This window comes from Tenacibaculum singaporense, assembly GCF_003867015.1.
GTDB classification, from domain to species: domain Bacteria; phylum Bacteroidota; class Bacteroidia; order Flavobacteriales; family Flavobacteriaceae; genus Polaribacter; species Polaribacter singaporensis.
In genome coordinates this window covers 3,428,855-3,449,123 of the sequence record NZ_CP032548.1, presented here as the reverse complement: position 1 = coordinate 3,449,123, position 20,269 = coordinate 3,428,855, and the positions used below count along the sequence as shown (strand labels likewise).

The following is a 20,269-nucleotide window of genomic DNA, read 5'->3' as shown; positions in this document are numbered from 1 at the left end:
ATGTTTTTTAATATTGCTGGCACTGCCAGATTAGGGGACGGTAAAATTACATAAAAAAAGGAATTCATAAGCAATTTAACAGATCAATTTATAGCCATAACCCCGTACGTTTACAATTTGAATATTTTCATCATGTTTTAATTTCTTTCTTAATTTAGAAATAAAGACATCCATACTTCGAGCATTAAAAAAATCGTCATCTCCCCATAATTTCTTTAAAATAAAAGATCTATCTAAAATTTCATTTTTCTTTTGTGATAGATGAAATAGTAATTCTGACTCTCGATGTGTCAATTTTTTACAATCATTATTAAAAGACAAAACCTGTTTGGTGTAGTTAAAAATATAATTACCAATCTTAATTGCATCGTAGTTCTTTTTTAACTCAATTCTATTTAATAAGGCGTGAATACGAACAATCAATTCTTCCATAGAGAAAGGTTTTTTTAGATAGTCGTTTCCGCCATGTTCAAAACCTTCAACAACATCTTTAGCTTGCGATTTTGCAGTTAAAAAGATAATAGGAAGATGTTTGTTTTCTTGTCGTATTTCTTTGGCAAGAGTAAAACCGTCTTTTTTAGGCATCATTACATCTAAAACTAAAATATCAGGAGAGTTTGCTTGGTAAATTTCATAAGCTTCTTCTCCATTAAGAGCATGAAACACTTCAAAACGTCTAGTTTCTAAACTTTCTTTTACAATTTGTCCTAAACTAGGTTCATCTTCAGCCAATAGTACTTTAATAATTTCACTCATTATTTAAAACAATTTTAAAAAGGGTGTTATTTGGTTTTGAAGCTAACGAGATATCACCACCATGTTTTTCAATAATCTTTTTGGTATAGTATAAACCAATTCCAAAGCCTTTTACATCATGGGTGTTTCCTTTAGGAATGCGATAAAATTTATCGAATATCTTTTCTTGTTGACTTTTGTCAATTCCTTTACCGTTGTCTGCTACAGTTATTTCAATAACGTTTAATACTTGGTTAATATGCACCTCTATTTTATTCCCGCCATATTTGATAGCATTATCCAATAAGTTTGAAATGGCATTCTCAAAATGAAATACATCAATACCTGTGATTATTTCAGGTTTGTTTGATGAGAATTGAATCGTTTTTTTTGAGTTGGTAAACTGATGCTTCTTAGTATTGTTTTCTATCAATTCAACTAAATTGACAGGTTCTTTCTTTAAAAGTAATTTTTCACTATCAAGTGTAGCTGTTTCTAATAACTTTTCCACCATTAAATGAAGTTTTTCTACCTGTACAGATGAAATAGAAATATATTTTTTTGTTTTTTCTTTATCATCTATAGCATTAAAATTATTAATAGCTTCTAGTGCCGTTGAAACGGTAGTTATGGGGGTTTTAAATTCGTGGGTTATGTTGCTAATTAAATCATTCTTAATTTCAGCTAGTTCTTTTTGCTGATTGATGATTTTTAATAAGTAAAATAAACTAATAACTACAGCCAATGAAAGTAAAAGAGATAGTATAATTCCTGTCGAACTTCTTTTAAGAATTTCACTTGATGGGTTTTCATACAATAGGGTTAGCTTTTCATTACTTTTAACATAAGTAGACTTAGCATCGCTTTGTAGGTTTAGTGTAGGTACTCCTTCTTTTTTTGATGAATAAAACAACGTATCATGTTTAAAATGATTTAAGTAAAAAGGAGTTGAAATGCCTTTAGTCGTTAGTTGTTTTTTTATAATTGAATCTAGCTTCACATGATCTAAAGCATCATCTTGAATAGAAATAAAAATGGTTTGTAATCCTTTTATTAATTTTAAGCTATCAGTAGCTCTCTTACCCTTAAAGACTTTTACTTTTTTAATTCCTGAAGAACCAATATGAATGCCAGATGTATGGTTTTTATTGAATTGAGTAATCTGGGTGATTTTAGAATGTTTTTTAGGTGTAGAGTCGTTAATTTCATGCCTCATATCTTTAAGAAGTGAATCAATAAAATAAGAGTTCATTTTTTTAAACTCTTTTGGATTGTCTGTTTTTATATCAAAAGAAGAAACTTTAAATTTTATACTGTCCTTTTTTTTATCAACTTGTGAAGAGAAAACTTCTTTCCAAATGTTTTTATCGTTAAGGTTATTCTTAGAAGTAGCGCTATCAGATTCTACTATGGCAAAAAAGTTTTGTTTAGTTAAAGCAGCGTAGTATTCTTCAACAGCATTATCTAAGCTTAATTGAATTTCATTTATAACACGTTGCTTGTTTTGTTGGTAGTTTTTGTAGTTCCAATAAAACTGTATCAGAATTGTAGCAACAATTGTAGTGCTAATTAAATATAATATCCAACGATGTTTTTTTGTATTCATGTTTCAAAGATAAAGTGTTAAAGTGAATAAAAAACACGGTTAACACTCGTTAACACTCATTAACTCAAAAAGATAATATAGCTAAGCATATTTGTAGTGTTGAATTTAAAAACTAAAGAAATGAGAAATATCACACTATTAATATTGTTGTTAAGCGCATCAATGTTTTCGCAAAATTTTCAAGGAAAAGCTATCTATAAGACACATCGAAAAATTGATCTTAAAATAGATAATAAAAAAGGAGCGCCAAACTCTGAAATGCAAAAAAAAATGCAAGCACAATTAATGAAGCAGTTTCAGCAAACATATACGTTAAACTTTGATAAGTCAAAATCTACCTACAAACAAAATAAGAAACTTTCTTCACCTCAAGTTCAAACAGGAGGAATGCAAATTCAAATAATGGGCAATGGAGGAGGAACAGATGTCTTGTATAAAAATATAAAAGATAAAAGGTATGTGAACAAAACAGAGATAAGTGGTAAACGCTTTTTAATAAAAGACAAGTTAGAAAACTTTGATTGGAAAATGACCGGAGAAACTAAGAACATTGGAAATTATACTTGCTATAAGGCTACTAAAACTAGAAAAGAAACCAGAACTTCAATGTCTATGACAGATGGAGAAACAGAGGAGAAAAAAGAAGAGATAACTATCGAAACTGTAGCATGGTATACTCCTGAAATTCCTATTAGCAATGGTCCAGGACAGTTTTGGGGATTACCAGGATTAATTTTAGAAGTACAAGATGGAAAACAAACGATTGCTTGTACTGAAATTGTTTTAAATCCGTCAGAAAAAATAGAGATAAAAGAACCCACTAAAGGTAAAAAGGTTACTCAAAAAGAATTCGATACTGTAATGGATGAACATACTAAGGATATGATGGAGCGTTTTAAAAACAGACGAAAAAGTAAAGACGGAAACTCTTTTAGTATAGAGATACAAGGGTAGTCATTACTGTATTAAACTTAAATTCCATCTCTTATTTATAGTATTAGTGTACTATAGTTTAAAAAAGCCACTTACTTAATAATAAAATCATGTAATGAAAAAAATATTATTCATAGCTATTTGCATAGCTACTTGGGCTTCTAATGCTCAAATTACACTGAAAGGAGTTGTAAAAGATAGCATTGGAACTCCGTTAGAAATGGCAAACGTAATTGCCATAAACAAAGCTACGAAAAAACTAGAGTCTTATGGTTTTACCGATGCTAAAGGGAACTATAAATTAAATCTAGTTCAAAACACAACTTATAGCATAAGAGTAAGTTATATAGGGCTGAAAACAGCAGAAGTTGATGTAGAAACCAATGATATCAATTTATTTAAAGACCTTGTTTTAGAAGGAGATGATAGTTTAGATGAAGTAAATATTACTTATAAAATGCCTGTAACTGTTAAAGGTGACACAATAGTGTATGATGCGGATAGTTTTAAAAGTGGAACGGAAAAAAAACTAGGAGATGTACTTCAAAAATTACCCGGAGTTGAAGTAAACGACGATGGTGAAATTGAAGTAGAAGGGAAGACTGTAAAAAAGGTGATGGTTGAAGGAAAGGATTTTTTTGATGGAGATTCTAAATTAGCTACTAAAAATATTCCTGCAAATGCGGTAGATAAAGTTCAAGTACTTAAAAATCATAGTGAAGTAGGGCAAATGAGTCGTGTTACTGACAATGAGGATAATGTTGTGATAAATATTAAATTAAAAGAAGGAAAAAAGAACTTTTGGTTTGGAGAAGTTGCTACTGGTTTAGGGTTAGGTATGGAAGATAGTCGGTATATAGTGCATCCAAAGTTGTTTTATTATAGTCCGAAATACAGTTTAAATGTTATAACCGATGCAAATAATATTGGAGAAGTACCTTTTACAATGAGAGACTATTTTAAGTTTACTGGGGGGTTTAGGCAATTTGGAGATAATAACGGAACAAATTTTAATGTAGGATCTAACGATATTGCTTTTTTAACTTTAAGAAATAACAGAGCGAAAGAAATTGAATCAAAATTTGGTGCTTTAAACTTTAGTTATTCTCCAAAGAAAACTTGGGATATTAGTGGATTTGCTATCTATTCAGGAAATAAAACTGATATGGAAGAAACTACCCGACGTGAGTATTCAAATGCTGGAGTTGATATAAATAACCTGCCTCCATATGATGAGAATAATCCGTCTTCAATAAAGTATATTGATACTGAACAAACACAAGATGTAACAAATCAAAAAAGTGATTTAGGTTTGTTTAAATTGAGTTCAAGTTTTAAGCCAAACGCAAACAACCAATTTGATTATGATATTTTTGCTAAGGTTTCACAGCAACAGCAACTACAAACAACATTATCATCAAGAACATATTTAAATGCAGATGATGAGGTAGTGCCTATTCATCAAGTTTCAGAGCAAAGTCCGTTTTCAATTAATCAAAACTTAAATTATTACTATACCTTAAATGATAAAAACATTTTTGCTTTTGAGGCGCAACATTTATGGCAAAATGAAGATCCGTTTTACAATGCTGAACTAGAAAAGTTGTCTTTTTATAACTTGTTGTCATTAACAAATGTTAATCCAAATCCAGGAGACCATAATTTATTTAATGTAAATCAGAATAAAAGAATAAAAACAAACAAGTTAGATGCTAAATTAGATTATTACTATGTGTTAAATCCTAAAAGTAACCTAAATGTAACGTTAGGTTCTACATTGAGTAATCAACAGTTTAATTCAGGTGTTTTTGAAATCTTAGATGGAAATAAAAATGAAATTACCGAGTCAAATACAGTTAATGACGTAGATTTTTCTTTTGATGATTTGTATATGGGGTTACATTATAAATTCATAGCAGGTATTTTTACCTTTAATCAGGGTTTTACATTACATAATTACGTGTCAAAAAACACTCAGTTGGGTTCTGTTTATGAAAATAATTTTATAAAATTATTACCTGATGCTTCGGTAAAGATTAACCTAAAAAAATCAGAAACACTACGTTTAAACTATGCCATGCAAACTAGTTTTACCGATGTAAATAAATTAGCAGAAGGTTATGTTTTTAATAATTACAATAGTTTATATTCAGGAAATAGAACTCTTGATAACTCATTATACCATAATATAAATTTGAATTATTTTAGTTTTAATATGTTTAATTACACCAATATTTTTGGGTCAATTAACTATAGTAAACGTATTAAAGAAATTAAGAGTAATACAGAGTTTATTGATGTTAACCAAGTAAGAACTTCGGTAAACTCTGCTTTTCCTGATGAGTCTATTTCTGCTAGGGCAAACTTTCAAAAGAGCTTCAGAAAGTTTAAGTTACGATTAGGAGGAAATGTGTCTTATGGAAAATCGAATAGTTTAATTACAGATCGCCAAACGAATGAAACAAGAAATCGATTAGCGAAAACATTTTCACAAACCTACACCTCAAAATTTAGTACAAACTTTAAAGAAGCTCCTAATTTTGATGTTGGCTATAATGTGTCTATAAATAATTCAGATATTGGAGGAGTTGAAAACACTTTTACAACCCATAGTCCGTATATAAACTTTGATGCTTTTTTCTTAAAAGAATTTATTTTTACATCAAAGTACACCTATAATAGCGTGCTTAATAATGGAGAAACAATTGATAGTTATGGTTTTTTAAGAGCAGATCTTACGTATCAGAAAAAAGATAGTAAATGGGAATATAAAGTTGGAGTTACCAATTTATTAAATTCAACAGGATTGAACCAGAATAGCAGTAATGATATTTATGTAAGTAATTCTTCGTACGTAATTCAACCCAGAATCGCTATGTTTACAGTGAAGTATAATTTGTAATAAAATAAAAAGAGCAACCAAATTTGGTTGCTCTTTTTATTTTTAGCTTGTAAAAACTATCTAATAGCTATTTTTCTTGTCACTTGCTTACCTGCATTTTCAACTTGTAATAAGTAAAGTCCGCTAGCAGCTTTAGTTAATTGTACTTTTTCATTAAACTGACTAGAAATAGTTGAGAACTTTTGTGTTTCAATCAATCTACCTCTAAAATCAAAAAGCCTAATAATTGTTGACTCTTTATCTTTTACTTTAAAGCTTACTGTAAACTCTCCGTTTGAAGGGATAGGATATGTTTGTAAGTCATCAAATAAAGTATTGTCTGTAGCAAAGCTTTCTTCAACGGTAACAGTATAATCTTCAACTTCACCATTAAAATTTAATCCACAAGAGTTAGGATTACTATTTGCTTTTGTAGAAACTCTCATGGTTGTAGAGCCTAATGGAGCATCTTCTGGAACGGTAATAGAAAGAGTATTAGAAGTTAAATCATAAGTTTCATTAGCATCAAATGCACAGTTTTTGTTCCAGTCTATCCAAGCAAATGTGTTTATGTTACTGTTTCCTGCTGTATTTATAGCGGTTGTTAAATCATAAGTTTCACCTCTAACTACTTGGGTTGTTACTGATTTAAAATCAGAGTACCCATTTGTTTTATCAGAATTATTGTTGATACCATTAAAAGTAACATTAGTAATGCTTAATTGAGACTCAGTATTACCCGAAGAATTACAAAGGCTGTTGTTTACGTTTAAAAGTACATTTACTGATTTAGACATCGTGCTAGAGTTCGCAGTAACAGTAATTGTATAATCACCATTAGCAACATCAGTAAGATTAGTTACTGTTAAGATAAACTTTCCACTACTACTCATACTAGTAGGGTTTAATGTTATAGTTGAGTTAATTGGCGCTCCTGAATAAGAAAGGTTAACAGTTTCATTAAATCCATACAAAGCTGTATAATCAAAATCAAAGTTAATTTCATTTGTAGCTTGTTTACATACAGATAGGTCTCCTGTACTATTAGAAATAGAAAATGTAGGTTCTAGAACTGTAATAGTATAATCTTCAACTTCACCATTAAAGCCCAAGTTACAAGAATTTGGGTCGGCGTCTGACCTTGTAGAAACTCTCATAATAGTTGCTCCTGTTGGGATGCCTTCAGGAACTGTAATTGAAGTAGCATTAGTAGAGGTTAAATCATAAGTTTCATTAGTGTCAAAAACACAGTTTTGGTTCCAGTCTATCCAAGCAAATGTTTTTACATTACTATTTCCTGCTGTATTGATAGTGGTTGTTAAATTATAGTTGTCACCTCTAACCACTTCAGTATTTTGACTAGTGAAATTAGAATAACCAGTTGTTTTAGTAGAATTATTGTTAATACTATTAAAAGTAACATTCGTAATGCTTAATTGTGATGCAATATTTCCAGAAGAATTACAAAGACCATCATTTACGTTTAAAAGTATATCAACAGATTTAGTTATTGAACCTGATGTAGCTGTAACAGTAATTGTGTAATCTCCTTTAGCAACATTTGTAAGGTTAGTTACAGTTAAGGTAAACTTACCACTACTACTTATTGAAGTATTACTTAACGTAACAGTAGAGTTAGCAGGAGCTCCTGAATAAGATAAATTTACAGTTTCATTAAATCCGTATAAAGCATTGTAGTCAAAATCAAAAACAAGATCATTTGTAGCTATATTACATACAGACATATCTCCTGTATTGTTAACTATTGAATAAGTTGGAGCTGTAGGGAAAATTGTTAAATTGCTATTGTTTACGTTATAAAAAATATTATCTGCAGCTTCTACTAATATTCTTGCACTGGTAGTAGGGTTGTCAGGTATAATAACATCTTCAGAACCATCATTTGGAGTATTACTTTTTAAAGTAATTGGATATGTAAGACCTCCATCCGTTGAAAGTTTTATATTTACGTTAGCACAGTTAATAGGGGCTAGGTCAGTAGTTCCTTTATTCCAAGTAATAGTTTGAGTAGAACCTGCTCCCCAAGATACGGCAGAATTAGGACTTGTTACAGTAAAAGCCTCTGCATCTGTTACAGTTACTTTTATATCATCTCTAGCTGAGCTTCCTCCGCCTGAATGATTATCTCTTACAGTTAAAGCAAAATCTAATTCTCTTACCACAGAAGGTAAAACTTCCCATGTGGTAGAAGTATTACCACTTAATACGGTAGATAGTGCAGGCATGTATCTATCTGGTGATGAAGAAGGAAGTAATGATCTGAACATAGGACCTCCAGTGTTAGTAGATAAAGGAGACATTGTTGCAATTTCATTATCAATTTGTTCCCAAGAGTATGTTAAAGAAGCTGTTCCATCAGCATCAGTAGCCTGTCCTTTTAAGATAAAAGGAGTAGATTTAGGAATACTTACATCATTTCCAGCGTTAGCAGTTGGAGCATTATTTCCTGTACTTGTTGAGGTTGCGCAACTTCCTGATCCTTGCACGTGATTCCACATTTGAGCGATACTAACCGCATGAAAATAATCATCACTTACATTTTGAACATTTGGTGAACAAATACCAGCGTAAGCCATAATTGTAGAACCACTTCCAGGTTCAACTGCAGTACCATCGCTTCTATTTCCATCACAAGAATTGTTAAATGTATGAGTTGCACCAAATTGATGTCCAACCTCGTGTGCAACATAGTCTATGTCGTATGTATCGCCAATAGGTTGGCTTCTACCTGTAACCCCTTGAGCTTTATAGTTTGTAACACAAACAGAGTTTAGTTGAGCTAGACCTCCAGCTCCAGTGCTAAACGTATGTCCAATATCATAATTAGCGTCACCAATAATGTTGTCACATTTTTCTTGGCTTTCGTCAATTAAGGTGCTAGCAGTATCATTGGTTAAGCCATCTGTACTTGCATCTAAAAAGATTAATGCATCATTATTGCCTACAAGAACCATTCTAACAGCTAAATCTCTTTCATAAACTGCATTAACACGAGTAATCGTAGTATTCATAGCAGATAGTACAGCTGCTTTTTTTTCTGCATCACTAGCTGTTGATGATACTCCTTGGTTGTTTATATGAAACTGAGCGTATTCACCTGTACAAGCAATGGCCATTCTATAGGTTCTTAAATTACCATCATCAGCATTTCTTCGTTGACGTGGTGATATGTTTTCCTTTTGTACAGTGTCTTCTACCTTACATGAAAATTCATCTTTAGTTGGAGGTAGACTACTCTTTTTATAAACAATATATTCTTTATAGTCTTTGGTGTATGGGTTTATGTAGGAGGTACCTTCGTTTGCTGAAAAAATAATTGCGTGAACTCCATCTTTCCCAATACTTATCTTAGCCGAAGATGAAGGATTGTCAATTCCTTGAGCCGAAAAAGATTTAATCATAGGGAATTTTTCAGCTAAAGCAGGAGCTAGATAAGACGTTTCTTTTACAGAAAACCTTTCTAGTTGTCCATTAGCATTTGGAAGTTGGATTACTCTTGAGTTTGAAGTGTTTTTAGATTGTAGATTAGGCAATGTGCTTTTAAAACCATCTAAATTCAAATTCATTAAAACGTACTGTTTAGGTAAAGAATTGGTATTAAAAACTTCTTTTTTTTGTTGAGTAATGGCATCTTTATGAACTTTTGTCCATAGTTGTTGTGAAAACAAGTTGGCTATAGACAAATAAAAGGCAAATAAAAAAGGAAGGGTACTTTTTTTAAACATAATTTCTGGAATTGATATAGGTTTAGTTTATAAACAGTAAAACTTTAAATTTCCCTACCTTTGTAAGGCAGTTTAGCGGTACAATTTATGAATAAAAAAATAAGAATTAGTGATCTAGGAAGAAAAGATTACAAAGAAACATGGGATTATCAAACGAGTCTTTTAGATGAAATAGTATCATTAAAAAGAGAAAGAAGGAATGGAGAAAGCAAAATTGAAACTCCTAATTATTTTTTATTTGTTGAGCATCCACATGTATATACCCTAGGAAAATCGGGAGATATTAATAATTTATTATTGAACGAAGAGAAGCTTAAAGAAAAAGAAGCTACTTTTTATAAAATTAATAGAGGAGGGGATATAACTTACCATGGACCAGGGCAAATTGTAGGTTATCCAATTTTAGATTTAGAAAACTTTTTTACTGATATTCATAAGTATTTACGCTTGTTAGAAGAATCAATTATTTTAACAATTGCGGAATATGGATTGGAAGGGGAAAGAAGTGAAGGAGAAACAGGAGTGTGGTTAGGTGTAGGTACTCCGTTTGCAAGAAAAATTTGTGCTATGGGAATTAGAGCAAGTAGATGGGTTACTATGCATGGTTTTGCCTTGAATGTAAATGCCAACTTAGGTTATTTTGATAATATAATTCCTTGTGGAATACGAGGGAAAGCGGTTACTTCAATGGAGGTTGAGTTAGGGAGAAAGATATCAGAAGAAGAAGTAAAAGAGAAAATTATAAAGCATTTTAAAGAGTTATTTGAAGTGGAAGAATTTATAAAAGCATAAAAAAAGGGTTGACAATTGCCAACCCTTTTTTTAGTAAAAAACTAAAATTATTTTTTAGCTTTAATCTCAAAAGAAATTTCCATTAAGTCATTGATAAACTTGTCTTTTAAAGCAGCATCAATTTTCTTAGACTTGTAAGTAACACCAAAGTCAGTTCTGTCAATACTAAAAACATCACTTTTAAAAGTTAACATATCATCAGTTTCTGTAACAGTAGCAGGAATAGTAATACTCTTTGTAACATCTTTAAGAGTTAAGTTACCAGTAACGTGAGCTTTTCCGTCTTTTAACTCAGAACTTGCTACTTCAAACTTAGCAGTTGGGAATTTTTCAACATCAAAGAAATCACTAGCTTTTAAATGACCTTCTAATTTTTCTTTACCGTTTCCAGCTTCTAAATCTTCACAAACAATAGTAGTCATGTCGATAATGAACTCTCCAGATTTTACGTTTCCGTTTTCAACCTCTAAAGTTCCTTTTTCTAAACTTACTATACCGTTGTGAGAACCAGTTGGCTTGCTCCCTTTCCAAGTTACAGTAGATTCTGCAACATTAGCTTTATAAGTATTGATAATGTTTTCTGTTTTTGCAACTTCCTTAACTTCGTCGCTAACAGCAGCTTTGTTTTTTTCTGTCTTACAAGAAACTGCTCCAATTGCAATAAAAGCAATAGCTAAAATTGTTTTTTTCATTTTTGTGTTTTTAATAATGATTATTAATCAAGTACAAATATAATTAAAAATAATTCCCATGGAAATTATTTCTTATCTTTAGAATCGATAATGATGGTTACAGGCCCGTCATTTAGTAACTCTACTTTCATGTCGGCACCAAATTGACCTGTCTGTACTTTTTTTCCTAAATCAACTTCAAGTTGTTGAACAAATTTTTCATACAGAGGAATGGCTACATCTGGTTTAGCAGCTTTGATATAGCTAGGACGATTTCCTTTTTTAGTGGAAGCGTGTAAGGTGAATTGACTTACAGTAATGATATCTCCATCTATATCTTTAATCGAATTATTCATAACACCTTCATCATCATTAAAAACACGAAGGTTTGTTACTTTGTTAGAGAGCCATTTAATATCTTCTTGAGTATCTTCATTAATAATTCCAAGTAAAATTAAAAGACCATTTTGTATTTCAGCTACTTTTTCACCTTCAATAGTAACGCTAGCTTTTGAAACGCGTTGAATTACAATTTTCATTATATCTAGATTGTTGAATTTTTAGGTTATTGGATGTCCTGAGCCTTTGTATAGGCTAGACTAAAAACTGTTTTATTCCCAAATATCAGTTCTGTAGTGTTCGTCTTCGCCTTCTAAAATTTGTAGATAACTTTTATAACGAGACCAAGCTATTTCTTCATTTTCCAAGGCTTCTTTAACTGCACATTGGGGTTCGTTAATATGAATACAATTGTTGAATTTACAGTCTTGTTTTAAAGCAAAAAACTCAGGAAAATAATCACCTAATTCATCTTTATCCATATCAACTACACCAAAACCTTTAATCCCTGGAGTGTCTATAATGCGAGCATCAAAACTTAAATCAAACATTTCAGCAAATGTGGTAGTATGCTGTCCTTGCTTATGTTGTTCAGAAATTTCTTTCGTTTTTAAGTTTAAAGAAGGTTCAATAGCGTTAACCAAGGTAGTTTTTCCAACTCCCGAGTGACCAGCAAACATACTTACTTTGCCAGTCATTGATTCTTTAATTTTATCGATATTAATGTTTTGGATAGCAGAAACTTCAATACATTCATAACCGATGGCTTCATAAATGTCTTTTAGATACAAAATTTCAGCACGCTGCTCAATTTCATAAGAGTCAATTTTATTAAAAACTAATATAGTTTTGATTGAGTAGGCTTCTGCAGTGACTAAAAAACGATCAATAAATGTTGTAAACGTAGGAGGGTTGTCTATCGTAATTAATAAAAATACTTGATCAATATTAGAAGCAATTACATGAGTTTGCTTTGATAGATTTACAGATTTACGAACAATGTAGTTTTTACGTTCGTGAATATTGGTAATTAATCCTGTCTCTTCATCATTTTTGGTTTCTAATGAAAAATCAACAATATCACCTACTGAGATAGGATTGGTGCTTTTAATTCCTTTGATACGAAACTTTCCCTTAATACGACACTTGTATAGCTCGCCTTCAGACTTTACCCAATACCAACTTCCTGTAGATTTATAAACCGTTCCTGTCATAGAACAAAGATGAGAATAAAAATTGAATGTTTTAGTATTGTTTAATCTGTTAAATCTTTAATTTTCTGAGTTACTGTTCCTATTTCTGAAACTCTAATAATCATAAAAATTAGTTTTGGGATAAAACCTGGAGAAATAACCAGGTCTGCTTTTTCGGTTATTTTAATGTCTCTTTTATGTATAGTGTTTTCAATATTATTAGTTGGTGTGTTGGCTAATTCTACAGCGAAATCCCAAGCACCATTTCTTGCTAACTCCATGCTGAAATCAACTAAAAAATCATCAACATCTTTAGTCCAGGTAAGAATTTTCTTTAGAAAAGGATATACTTTGGCTAAATCATCTTGAACATCGTTAACTAAAGAGGATAAAATATCATTTATTTTATTGAAATCGCTATGTAAATTTTGAATGTCTTTCCCTTTAGAAACTTCTGCTGCTGCAATTCCTAAATCTAAATTAATATGTGCATTCATACCAACTAGCAAATGTTGTAAAACTATATACCAATACTTATTAGCTATGCTGAAAGCTTTTTCCCAAGAAGAAGTGATAGGTATATTGTTTTGGTAATTGTAATAAGCTTCTATATACCTTTTAGCAAAAATTATATCGAGTTTTTCCATTCGTTGGTTATCATCAAAATAATTGTTTTGTATGCCTTCTTTTACCTTGATTGTTACTTTTTGGTATAAAGCTGCAAAATATCCTAACGGACTTTTGTTATTGGTAGATTCGTTAATTATATCTTGTAGTATATCTATAACATCATCAATTGTATGAATAGGTTTCATTTAGTTAAAGTTTGGTAGGATGAAAATACACTAAATAGAATAAAAAAGACCGCTATTTTGTTAGCGGTCTTTTAGACATTTAATTGTTAATAATTTTCTCTTGGTGATTGATACTTTCTTGGTGTATTGCTTTGAACATTTTAAGAACAAATTCTTCACTTAAACCACGTTCATCACCTTCTAAAATCATTTTACCTAGTATTTCATTCCATCTTTTAGTTTGTAAAATAGCTACGTTTTTCTCTTTTTTCAATTGACCAATTGAATCTGCTATTTTCATACGTTTACCTAGCATTTCAATTAATTGATGATCCACTACGTCAATTTGAGTACGTAGCGTGTTTAAAGCATTCCTGTATTCAGTTTCTGTATCTGTGGCTTTTCTAACTTTTAAATCAATCATCATTTGAATTAACGATTTAGGAGTGATTTGTTGTGCAGCATCACTCCATGCATTATCTGGATCGTAATGAGTTTCAACCATTAAACCATCAAAGTTTAAATCTAAGGCAGTTTGGCAAACATCAAAAATAATATCACGACGACCAGCGATGTGTGACGGATCACAAATCAGTGGTAAATCAGGGAAACGGTTTTGTAATTCAATAGGAATTTGCCATTCAGGATTGTTACGGTATCTTGTTTTTTCGTAAGTAGAGAAACCTCTATGGATAACCCCTAGTTTTTTAATGTTTTTAGCATATAAACGTTCTATGGCACCTAGCCACAATGGTAAATCAGGGTTTACAGGGTTTTTTACCAAAACAATTTTATCGGTTCCTTCTAAAGCATCTGCAATCTCTTGAACAATAAAAGGACTTACGGTAGTGCGGGCACCAATCCATAAGATGTCTACGTCGTGCTCAATTGCAAGTTTTACGTGGTCTTTGTTGGCAACTTCAGTAGCAATTAACATACCCGTTTCTTGTTTTGCTTTTTGTAGCCATTTTAACCCTAAAGCACCAACACCTTCAAAATTGCCAGGTCTGGTACGAGGTTTCCAAATTCCAGCTCTTAAAACAGTGGCATCTGTATCTTTCAATTCGTGAGCAATTCGTAATACTTGTTCTTCTGTTTCGGCACTACAAGGTCCTGCAATTACCAGTGGATGCCCTAATCCGAAAGCATCTAACCATGTTCTTAACTCTTTTGTATTCTCCATTTTAGTTTTTATTATTGAGGTACAACCTCTAAAATTCCGTTTAATATTTGTTTTATATGATTGGTGTTTTCCATTTCTGTATAGATTTCTGGAAAATCGTTGTTTTCTAATAAAGTTTTGAATTGTTGTAAGTTATGAATATATTCATTCAGAGACTCAATAACATTTTCTTTATTTTGCTCAAAAATAGGTGTCCACATTGCTGGTGAGCTTTTTGCTAAACGCACAGTAGAAGCAAATCCACTACCAGCCATATCAAAAATATCACGCTCGTTTTTCTCTTTTTCAATGACCGTTTTACCTAACATGAAAGAGCTGATATGTGATAAATGTGATACATAGGCAATATGCTTATCGTGCGATTTTGGATCCATGTATCGAATACGCATTCCTAATTTTGAAAATATATCTAATGCTTTTTCCTGTAATTTGAAAGCTGTTTTTTCTACCTCGCAAATAATATTAGTTTTATTTCTAAATAAATTTGTCAATGCTGCATTTGGTCCTGAAAACTCAGTTCCAGCAATAGGGTGTGTTGCTAAAAAATTTCTTCTTTTCGGATGGTTCTTAATAGCATTGCAAATCGCCTCTTTAGTCGAACCTACATCAAAAACCAAACAGGTATCAGAGATATTATCCAATGTTTTTAAAATTACCTCTTGTGAAACATCAACAGGAATAGCAATAATGACTATATCTGCATTTTTCAACTCTGAAGAAGTCGCTTTTTGATGGATGATCCTTTTCTCTAAAGCAAGGTCTCCATGCTCTTCGTTGGAATCAATTCCATAGATAGTAGCATTCTTAAATTCTTGCTGAATATCTAGGGCAAGACTTCCGCCGATTAATCCTAAACCTATAATAAATATGTTCATTTTAACTGTGGTCTTCTATTTTAGTTATTGTATCATCCTGAAAGAAGAAAATACTCTTACCTTTTAGGTTTAATTGATTACCTTTTTTAAGTTCTTTAGATAAGTCAACTTGTAATGTTGCTGTATACTTAAGATGAACTTCATAGTATTCTTCTTTTGAGATGATTTCTTCTATTTCCTGTTTTCTCTCTGAGAAAAATAATAATACTTTCTCTGCTTGTTCTTTAAATTGATTTATTCCATCAAGTTTTAAAGTCAAAGAATTGTTAGTATAATTTTCAAAAACAATATCTTTATTTAAAGTTGAAATCATTTTATCTACATCAAAAGAGTTGTACCCTTCTATATAGGTTTTTATTAAATTGAGTTCTTTTTTCATATTCTAGCTATTACTTCGTTAATTTTTTCTTCTGGTACACATAGTGAGAAACGAATATAGCCTTCGCCTTGACTACCAAAAATGGTTCCTGGAGCAGCGAAGATGTGTTTATTATATAGTAAATCATCAATCATTTCTTCAGATGTTTTTCCATCAGGAAGTTTGCACCAAACAAACATTCCAGATGCGTTTTTATCGTAGGTACATCCTAATTTTTCTGCTAACTCAAACACTAGTTTTTGCCTTTTTTTATAGGTGTTGTTTAGCTGAGTAAACCAATCCTTCTCTAATCCTAATGCTTTAGTGGCTCCTTTTTGAATTCCGTAAAACATACCAGAATCCATTTGAGTTTTTACTTTTAAAACTTCGGTTAAGAATTCGGGTTTGCCTAATAACATTCCAACACGCCACCCTGCCATGTTAAAAGATTTACTAACCGAGTTTAATTCGATAGCGATGTCTTTAGCATCTTCAATTTGTAAAATACTTTGAGGATGTTCATTTAGTATAAAGCTATACGGATTGTCATTTACAATAACAATATTGTGTTTTTTTCCAAAGTCAATCAATTTTTGAAAAGTTTCTTTGGTAGCATCGGCACCCGTTGGCATGTGCGGATAATTTACCCACATCAACTTTATTCTTGAGGTGTCGAGTTTTTCCAAAGCTTCAAAATCAGGTTGCCAGTTAGTAGCTTCATCTAAATTGTAAAAAATAGGTTTACCTCCTAGTAAATTAGTAACAGAACTATAGGTTGGGTACCCTGGATTAGGAATTAATACCTGATCTCCTTCATTTAAAAAAGTTAATGAAATATGCATAATTCCTTCTTTACTTCCCATTAAAGGAAGTACTTCGTTAGCAGGATTAATGTTAACCAGATAGTTATTCTGATAAAAATTTGAAACAGCTTGTCTAAACTCTGGTAAGCCTTGATAACTCTGATAACTATGTGCTCCGTTATCTTGTAAGCTATCTTGAATAGCTTTTAATACTGATGTTGGAGGCTGTAAATCAGGGCTTCCAATTCCGATATTTATAATTGGTTTACCTTCTGAAATTAATTGACGTACTTCTTGTAGCTTTTTAGAGAAGTAGTATTCTTGTACGGTTTGTAATCTATTAGCAAACTGTATCATAATCTTCCGTTTTTATATTCACCTAATATTTTAAATTCTTCTGCCATAATTTGTATGATGGCTTTTGCTTTTTCGTAATCTTCATATTTTTCAAAAGTTACATCTACGAAAAAAGAGTACTTCCAGGGCGTCTCGATTTTGGGGAGCGATTGTATTTTAGTAAGGTTTAATTTACAGTCGCTCATTACATTTAGCACTGTAGCTAAACTTCCTCTTTTGTGATCTAGTTCAAATTTTAATGAAGCTTTATTGATTTCACTTTTACCATTTTTTGGAAGACTTGTTTGAAGAAATACAAATCGAGTTGCGTTATTTTTAATCGTTTGAATTTCATCTTCAATAACTGATAATTTAAAAATATCAGCAGCCATTTTAGGTGCAATTGCTGCAACTCCTTTTAATTGTTGATCCGCGATTCTTTTTGCAACAGCGGAAGTGTCAACATCTTCAACTAACTTAATGTGTTTATGTTGTTTGAAAAATTCTTTACATTGTAGTAATGCCATCGGATGCGAACAAACCTCAGTGATGTCTTCAATTCGTTGGTCAGGTAACGCCATTAAATGATGATGTATAGACAAGTAATACTCACCAGAAATATGCAAATTGTACTTGTCAATTAGGGCATAGTTGGGTATGATTGAGCCTGCTATGGTGTTTTCTAAAGCCATAATTGCTTGCTCACTTCTTGAATTGATAAGGCTATCAACCAGTACGTCAAAAGATAAACATTCGTTTAAGTCGATATTTTTTCCGTAGTAGTTGTTTGCAACAATATGGTGGTTGCTTCCTTGTATTCCTTGAATGGCTATTTTTTTCATTTTAAATCAAAAAAAAAGCCTCGATAAATTCGAGACTTTGATTGGCTATATTATTTTTTGTTAGGTTAACAATATGATACAAAGTCTCGTCTCTTACTAAAAAAGTAAAAGTAAAAATAGAAACCTTGCCATACGTTTTGTAACATCATTGTATTTGTGTTCTTTGTACGGGACAAATCTTAGAAATAAATTTTACTAAACCAAACTTTTTTTGAAAAAAGTGTAAAAAAGAAAAAAGCTTCTCAAAAATTGAGAAGCTTTTTGCGGTCTGGACGGGACTCTCCATTTTTTTACTTTTGTTAATGTTATTGGGAGTTACAAAGGATTACATTTTTGATGTATGCCTAAAAGTGTGCCTTTTCTTAATTAACACGAACAAAATATACTGTCTTAATATAACTTTCAATACCAGTTACTGTGAATTTAAAATTCATTTTATTTTCACTTACCTCAACAATTTGTTTATTGTTTCCTGGTAGGGTTAATTCATTATTAGATTCATTGTAAGAATAAGTCCCCTCAGATGTTCTTGCATCTTCACAATTTGTTCCAGAGTACTTAGTAAGGATAACTTGTTTATTAGATTTTAATTCTAAAGTTTCTTTTAAATCACAAGTTGACAAGGTTACTTCTTCAATACTTCCATTGGAGTATTCTTTAGTTTCTTTTATCTTATTCCATTTTCCAACAATTCCTGATTGTAAATTATCATCACTTCCCCCGCATGAGGATAGAATTAAGGTAGTCATTAAAAATAAAATTACTTTTTTCATATTACTAATTTTTGATTATTACTGTTTAAAATTTACTATTATAATAGAGTAAATATATTCTGTTGGGTTTTGATTTTAATTTTGAATAAGATGTCAAGTTCAAAGTATAAATGGATGTATTCAATTAATTCTTCATTAAACACTTTAATATCTCCTTTTGTGTAGTTGTATACTTCATAACTCTTTTTTGTATCTACCAATTCTAAATCAAACTCCCAATTTTCATATTGCATGCCAATTCTGAAAGGTAGTTTATTAGTCATTATACAAATACATTATTTCTTCGTTTATTTAAAGGAATTGCTATTTTAAAATCTATAGTGTCATTATCTTTTTGGTTTAAATAAATAGCTGTCTCATTTTGGATGCAAAACAAGTCTGAATTGCCACCCAATACATCTTCAAATAAAAACTCATCTTCACTACCAGCAAATGAATTTATAAATTCAATTAAGTAATTAAGATTATTTTGACTTGTATTATAAGTTACAGCTAATAGTTCATTTTCATAAAAGCTTAGATAAGTTTCTACTTGTAAAGTCTTGTTAGGTAAGTATAATTCCGAAGTTTTATGACTTCTGTAGTATTTTACTCCATTTAAAAAGGTTGTTAAATGAATTAAATCAATATTGTTTTCTTCTAGAGAACTTTTTAATTTATAAGAGATATAATCTTCTAACATAGCTTTTTACTTTTTGTCATTCTTTATGAAATGTGCCCAGGCATAATAAATTAATGCTATTATTAATGCTATAAAAGCTAATCTAAGATTAGATAAAACACTATAAGTTTCACCTGTGTCATAATCAACCCCCTCTAAGTTTCTTGGGTCTCCACCAAATATTAAAGTTAATAATGGGTTTAAAGCTATTACTCCAAATACAACTCCAGCAGCAAGCAAACATCCTTTACTTTCTTTTTTATCTTGGTTCTTTTCCATATTAAATCAACTATTAGTTCAACAGATTTACAAGTGTCCTTAGTTATTTGATTTTCTTTTCAAGAAGCTTTATTTCATTCCTTAGGTCATCTGTTTTAAATATATCATTAGCTTTTTTAAACCATAGAATGGCATTTTTATAATCCCTTTTGCATTTATAAGCTTCTCCAGCTAGTATCATAAAGTAAGTCTCTTTAGGAGCAATTTTTAAAGTAAAAAGACTTTTTTCTATAGCTAAATCACAATTACCTTCATTTATATCCTTAACAATAGCAAATCTACTTTTTTGAATTGTCATTTTCAATTTGTCATTTTGATTTTCTATAGCTTTATTAATGTAATTTGTTGCTTTTTCTTTTAAGTCAGAATCATTATTGTGATTTGAGTTATTATTTTGAGAATATGAATAACTACAAATAGTTATTAAGATTATTAAAATTATTTTTTTCTCCATGATTATTAATGTGTT

General features: G+C 30.9%; 20 protein-coding genes. 3 read left to right on the top strand and 17 right to left on the bottom strand.

The window, feature by feature from the left end; all coding sequences use genetic code 11:
* Positions 1–75 precede the first annotated feature (75 nt).
* On the bottom strand, positions 76–756 hold the full coding sequence (locus tag D6T69_RS15605; RefSeq protein ID WP_125069013.1) for a response regulator transcription factor: 681 nt from the start codon (positions 754–756) through the stop codon (positions 76–78).
* Positions 749–2,341: a sensor histidine kinase gene (locus D6T69_RS15600; protein ID WP_125069011.1), complete on the bottom strand. Its 1,593-nt coding sequence runs from the start codon at positions 2,339–2,341 to the stop codon at positions 749–751. Before D6T69_RS15600 ends, D6T69_RS15605 begins: the two co-directional genes overlap by 8 nt.
* A gap of 120 nt (positions 2,342–2,461) precedes the next feature.
* On the opposite strand from D6T69_RS15600, the gene D6T69_RS15595 reads away from it, so the two are divergent.
* Positions 2,462–3,295, top strand: a complete 834-nt coding sequence (locus tag D6T69_RS15595; protein WP_125069009.1) for a GLPGLI family protein — start codon at positions 2,462–2,464, stop codon at positions 3,293–3,295.
* 94 nt (positions 3,296–3,389) lie between these two features.
* Positions 3,390–6,176: a carboxypeptidase-like regulatory domain-containing protein gene (locus tag D6T69_RS15590; protein WP_125069006.1), complete on the top strand. Its 2,787-nt coding sequence runs from the start codon at positions 3,390–3,392 to the stop codon at positions 6,174–6,176.
* A 56-nt stretch (positions 6,177–6,232) separates the two neighbouring features.
* Here the strand turns inward: D6T69_RS15590 and D6T69_RS15585 are convergent, their stop codons facing one another.
* Complete coding sequence (locus D6T69_RS15585; protein WP_125069004.1) at positions 6,233–9,901, bottom strand: reprolysin-like metallopeptidase; 3,669 nt, start codon at positions 9,899–9,901, stop codon at positions 6,233–6,235.
* A gap of 87 nt (positions 9,902–9,988) precedes the next feature.
* Between D6T69_RS15585 and lipB the strand changes: the two genes are divergently transcribed.
* The gene (lipB, locus tag D6T69_RS15580) at positions 9,989–10,693 is read left to right on the top strand and encodes a lipoyl(octanoyl) transferase LipB (protein WP_125069002.1); all 705 of its coding nucleotides are present in this window, start codon (positions 9,989–9,991) and stop codon (positions 10,691–10,693) included.
* Between the two features lie 47 nt (positions 10,694–10,740).
* Here lipB and D6T69_RS15575 read toward each other — a convergent pair whose 3' ends face one another.
* The 14 genes from D6T69_RS15575 to D6T69_RS15510 all read right to left on the bottom strand — a co-directional run bounded on the left by D6T69_RS15575 (position 10,741) and on the right by D6T69_RS15510 (position 20,254).
* Positions 10,741–11,385, bottom strand: coding sequence for a YceI family protein (locus D6T69_RS15575; protein WP_125069000.1), 645 nt, complete (start codon positions 11,383–11,385; stop codon positions 10,741–10,743).
* Positions 11,386–11,450: 65 nt separating this feature from the next.
* A complete protein-coding gene (gene dtd / locus D6T69_RS15570) occupies positions 11,451–11,903 on the bottom strand; it encodes a D-aminoacyl-tRNA deacylase (RefSeq protein WP_125068998.1) in 453 nt (150 codons plus the stop codon).
* 72 nt (positions 11,904–11,975) lie between these two features.
* A complete protein-coding gene (gene rsgA, locus D6T69_RS15565) occupies positions 11,976–12,917 on the bottom strand; it encodes a ribosome small subunit-dependent GTPase A (protein ID WP_125068996.1) in 942 nt (313 codons plus the stop codon).
* 41 nt (positions 12,918–12,958) lie between these two features.
* Complete coding sequence (locus D6T69_RS15560; RefSeq protein ID WP_125068994.1) at positions 12,959–13,711, bottom strand: DUF5995 family protein; 753 nt, start codon at positions 13,709–13,711, stop codon at positions 12,959–12,961.
* A 79-nt stretch (positions 13,712–13,790) separates the two neighbouring features.
* Positions 13,791–14,873: a bifunctional 3-deoxy-7-phosphoheptulonate synthase/chorismate mutase type II gene (locus D6T69_RS15555; RefSeq protein ID WP_125068992.1), complete on the bottom strand. Its 1,083-nt coding sequence runs from the start codon at positions 14,871–14,873 to the stop codon at positions 13,791–13,793.
* An 11-nt stretch (positions 14,874–14,884) separates the two neighbouring features.
* Positions 14,885–15,748, bottom strand: a complete 864-nt coding sequence (locus D6T69_RS15550; protein ID WP_125068990.1) for a prephenate dehydrogenase — start codon at positions 15,746–15,748, stop codon at positions 14,885–14,887.
* A 1-nt stretch (position 15,749) separates the two neighbouring features.
* Positions 15,750–16,127: a nuclear transport factor 2 family protein gene (locus D6T69_RS15545; protein ID WP_125068989.1), complete on the bottom strand. Its 378-nt coding sequence runs from the start codon at positions 16,125–16,127 to the stop codon at positions 15,750–15,752.
* On the bottom strand, positions 16,124–17,266 hold the full coding sequence (locus D6T69_RS15540; protein WP_125068987.1) for a pyridoxal phosphate-dependent aminotransferase: 1,143 nt from the start codon (positions 17,264–17,266) through the stop codon (positions 16,124–16,126). The genes D6T69_RS15545 and D6T69_RS15540 overlap by 4 nt, the downstream gene beginning before the upstream one ends.
* Positions 17,263–18,087, bottom strand: a complete 825-nt coding sequence (locus D6T69_RS15535) for a prephenate dehydratase (RefSeq protein ID WP_125068985.1) — start codon at positions 18,085–18,087, stop codon at positions 17,263–17,265. The genes D6T69_RS15540 and D6T69_RS15535 overlap by 4 nt, the downstream gene beginning before the upstream one ends.
* A 362-nt stretch (positions 18,088–18,449) precedes the next feature.
* On the bottom strand, positions 18,450–18,860 hold the full coding sequence (locus tag D6T69_RS15530; RefSeq protein ID WP_125068982.1) for a lipocalin family protein: 411 nt from the start codon (positions 18,858–18,860) through the stop codon (positions 18,450–18,452).
* A 38-nt stretch (positions 18,861–18,898) separates the two neighbouring features.
* On the bottom strand, positions 18,899–19,123 hold the full coding sequence (locus tag D6T69_RS15525; RefSeq protein ID WP_125068980.1) for a hypothetical protein: 225 nt from the start codon (positions 19,121–19,123) through the stop codon (positions 18,899–18,901).
* Positions 19,123–19,542, bottom strand: coding sequence for a hypothetical protein (locus D6T69_RS15520; RefSeq protein ID WP_125068978.1), 420 nt, complete (start codon positions 19,540–19,542; stop codon positions 19,123–19,125). Before D6T69_RS15520 ends, D6T69_RS15525 begins: the two co-directional genes overlap by 1 nt.
* 6 nt (positions 19,543–19,548) lie before the next feature.
* Positions 19,549–19,800, bottom strand: coding sequence for a hypothetical protein (locus tag D6T69_RS15515; protein WP_125068976.1), 252 nt, complete (start codon positions 19,798–19,800; stop codon positions 19,549–19,551).
* Between the two features lie 43 nt (positions 19,801–19,843).
* A complete protein-coding gene (locus D6T69_RS15510; RefSeq protein WP_125068974.1) occupies positions 19,844–20,254 on the bottom strand; it encodes a hypothetical protein in 411 nt (136 codons plus the stop codon).
* Positions 20,255–20,269 lie beyond the last annotated feature (15 nt).